Origin of the sequence: Methanobrevibacter sp. (assembly GCF_045577275.1) — an archaeon.
Lineage (GTDB): Archaea > Methanobacteriota > Methanobacteria > Methanobacteriales > Methanobacteriaceae > Methanobrevibacter.
This window is the reverse complement of sequence record NZ_JAZNIB010000242.1, coordinates 1-3797: the sequence shown is the minus strand read 5'-3', so window position 1 is coordinate 3797 and position 3797 is coordinate 1. Positions and strand designations below refer to the sequence as shown.

General features: G+C 32.2%; 4 protein-coding genes. 3 read left to right on the top strand and 1 reads right to left on the bottom strand.

The features are described 5' to 3' along the window. The 3 genes from ACKI67_RS06810 to ACKI67_RS06800 all read left to right on the top strand — a co-directional run. The coding region (locus ACKI67_RS06810) for a DUF2207 family protein (protein ID WP_407462708.1) at positions 1–738 on the top strand (738 nt) is incomplete at its 5' end. A gap of 732 nt (positions 739–1470) precedes the next feature. Beyond that, positions 1471–2853, top strand: a complete 1383-nt coding sequence (locus tag ACKI67_RS06805) for an MFS transporter (protein ID WP_407462707.1) — start codon at positions 1471–1473, stop codon at positions 2851–2853. A gap of 103 nt (positions 2854–2956) precedes the next feature. Continuing rightward, positions 2957–3229 (top strand): hypothetical protein, encoded by a 273-nt coding sequence (locus ACKI67_RS06800; RefSeq protein ID WP_407462705.1) that lies wholly within the window; start codon positions 2957–2959, stop codon positions 3227–3229. A 68-nt stretch (positions 3230–3297) separates the two neighbouring features. On the opposite strand, the gene ACKI67_RS06795 is transcribed toward ACKI67_RS06800, so the two are convergent. Continuing rightward, a complete protein-coding gene (locus ACKI67_RS06795; RefSeq protein WP_407462704.1) occupies positions 3298–3636 on the bottom strand; it encodes a hypothetical protein in 339 nt (112 codons plus the stop codon). Positions 3637–3797: the final 161 nt, after the last annotated feature.

Here is a 3797-nt window from a genome sequence, read left to right as displayed (position 1 = left end):
CTTGAAAGGTATGAAAGGGAATTGATTGACATCTTAAGGACATATGAATTGAATGGCAGAATCAGCTTTTCATATATGGAGGATTGCCTTAGAGAGGAAAACCAAGCAAGGGCTTACCAAGACAGATACAACAACTGGTGTCAGAACTTCAAGGATGACTATTTGCCAGATGAGATATTCAGCCAATACTTTGATGAAAAAGGGTCTGACTATATGATGTTCTTTGGTATAGGTGCAATTGTTCTGGCCATTATTGTTGGAGCTCTTTCTCTTTTCGTGCATTTCAGAGGATCCTTCATAACCACATTGGTTGCAATATTCTTTGCAATTGTAGGTGGAGCATGTCTTTTCCTGCCATCTGGAATTGGAGGAAAATACACCTTGAAAGGAAAGCTTTACACTGAAAGATGGGAAAAGTTCAAAAAGTATCTTAAGGATTATTCCTTGATAAAGGAGCATCCTCCTGAATCAATTGCAATTTGGAACAAGTATTTGGTCTATGCAACAGCTCTTGGAGTGGCGGATCAAGTCTATAAGGCTATGAAGATGCATGTTTATGGTGGATTGAATGATCCTAACTATACAACAAATGATTTGTTCATGTTCTATTATCTTGGTGGACACAATCATATAAACAGTTCATTTTCAACTGCATCATCTACTATCTCAGCTGCTAACAATGACTCCATTGGAGGAATCGGAGGCGGTTCCGGTGGTGGAGGTGGTGGTGCCTTTTAACCCCCGCTTTTCCAGGCCTTCGGCCTGCAAAACCGGGACCAAAACTTTTTTCATTTTTATGAGTAAATAATCTTTTTTCTATTTTTTTTATTTTAATTTTCTTTTTATTCATTCCTATTTTTTCTAAAGAGTATTACTTTTTTTCAAATTTTATTATTACTTTCACTTAATTATTTATTAATTAAATAATACTCTTTATAAAGAGTATTACTAATTTAAGCTAATTTTAGGCCTTAGTATTAAGAAAAACTTTATATGATTATTACTACTATATATTAAATAAGCATGATATTACTTTTTGGTAAATTTGTATTATTTATAAAATATTATCGCTGTGTTACCTTATAAAGTTAGAAACGAATATGATTTGCCGAAGTATATTGTGTCTAAAAGTTAATAAGTAGCATATACTTATTTTCTCTCCTTAATGCATTTTAGTAAAGATTATAATGATTTGTAGTTTCATGAAAGTTTATTTAAATCTTAAAAATCACTACAATCCAAATATTATTTAAAAATTCTAAATCACAAAACATTATATTATAGCAATCTCTTCTACAAATTGTTATAATCTTTCATACTAATTCTCTTTTTTAAAACTTTTTTCAGTGAATTAAACTATTTTAAGTTATTTTTAACTATAATTAGGCTATTTTTAAATTGTAAAATTATATAAAAATTTATATTCAATCTTGATTATAACTAATAATATCAATTAAATAGGTTATTTTAATGGGTATTGTAAATAAATTAGGATTGGAAAAATCAGTCATTCTGCTTGCTGCAGTGGTTTCATTTGTTACAGCATTTATAGCTAACATATCAGTTGCATTGCCTCTTATTGCTCGTGAATTGGCTATGAGCAATATTATGCAGAATTGGGTTGCAACAATATTTTTGCTTGCAATTGCAGCTCTATCAATACCATTAGGAAAATTAACAGGTAAATATGGCCTAAAGAAATCATTATTGATAGGAATCATTGTGACAATTATAGGATGTGTCCTTTCCTGCTTTTCGAATACAAGCTATCTATTGCTCTTTTCTAGAGTCATACAAGGTATAGGGGCAGCATTCATCAATGTTGCATCAATGGCATTGATCGTTTCAGCAGTTCCTCCGGAAACCCGCGGACAGGCATTGGGATTAAACATTGCAGGAGTATATATCGGTTTGTCTTCAGCTCCTGTTATAGGTGGATTTGTAATCTATTACCTCGGTTGGCAGAGCATTTTCTATATAATGCTCATTCCGCTTATCTTTTCATTATACCTATGCCTATCTTTAGATGGCGAATGGTCCATGTATGAAGGTTCAATAGATAAGTTGGGATCTATTGTGTATATCATAGGAATCCTATTGTTCATTTATGGATTTACAGTCATCAATACAATCTTAGGTGTGATATTCCTGATAGTCGGTTTCTTGCTCCTTATTCTCTTTGCTTATATTGAATTGAGGCTTGACAATCCTGTATTTGAAGTGAGACTCTTTAAGAATATAAGGTTCTCCTCTTCAAATTTGGCATCCTTGATAAGTTATCTTGCAACCTTTGTAATCACATACATAGTGACCTATCATTTTCAATACATTATGGGTCTTGACTCCCAAACATCAGGATTGCTTCTTATTGTAACTCCTCTTATGATGGCAATCATTGCACCTATTTCAGGAAGGATTTCAGATAAGATAGACCCTCAGAAGCTTGCAGCAATTGGTATGGGATTTGTTACAGTAGCGATTTTGATCTTATGCTTCCTGGATGAATCCACTCCATTGTACTTAATTGTTGTAGCAATGTTCCTGCAGGGAATCGGTTATGGATTGTTTTCAACTCCAAATACAAATGCAATCATGAGCTCTGTACCTAAAGAGGAGACTCCAACCGCTTCTGCATCACTTGCAGCTGTAAGGGTTATCGGTCAGACATTGAGTATGGGTCTTTTGACAGTTATTTTCGCATTTGTTATGGGAAATGTGCCTATCGTTCCTGAGTATTATCCATTGCTTATCGCAAGTTCAAAGATTTCATGCATTATTTCCGCTGTTCTTTGTGTAATAGCAGTCTCTGCCTCCCTTGTTGGATTGAAGTCTGATGTTGAATATACAACTTAATCTTTCCATTCTCTTTCTCTTTTTTTTAATATTTTTTCATGTATGGTTAAAAATAGCAAACCTTTATAAGCAATCATGTTTATAGTATTGTTCCGGTGATATCATGAGTGAAAAAAGTTTTGGTTTAATTCAACAGGAACAAGACAGAGAGCTCCCTGATTATGGCATTGGCCCAATTGTGGCTGCATACTTCTTGGGATATCTCAAATCAGAAAAAGGGGACAAAATAGCAGATGAAGATGTTGAAAAACTCTTCATTGGGGCTTGCCTAAGATTAGGCATCGGTCCTGTGGATGATTTGTCCGAATTGTTCCAAGTATTATTTGGCTTAGGTGAAGAAAAAGAAAAAGACAAACCTCTTCGCTACTACGCTTAAATAATCCATTTTTTCTTTTTTTATTCAAATTTATTTTCCTATTTTAGGACTATTCTTATTTTAATGATTCAATCTCTTAACAATATATAACTATCGAGGTAAAAGTCATAAAGATGGTTCTTTTTTGAAAAAGTTAACATGTGATTATCTATTTTATCTATTTCTTTCTCATAATGCTCTTTTGAAAATCCATTTGAATATTTTATTATGAATTCCTTTTCACGATAGGATCCATCATAGGATATGGTTACTGATACTTTTCCTAATCCATTTGGCACTGTCATTTTTTCTATTTCATTTTTAAATACAAAAATATTCCTTTTTTCTTCATCGCTCATTGTTTCGTAAATCTGTGGGGATGGATAGTCTTTTACAAGAGTATTGTCTTCGTTAATAATCTTATACATTTCAGATCTCCTTCAAGGGAATTTCAATACTTACATAAAACTAATTATTCTTTTAAAAAAGATAATATATAAGTTTATCGATTTTAAAATTAAATATTATTAGTTTAAATTAATTTTAAAGACTAATTAGGATATTTTATTAGATATGGTAAACTATAAAT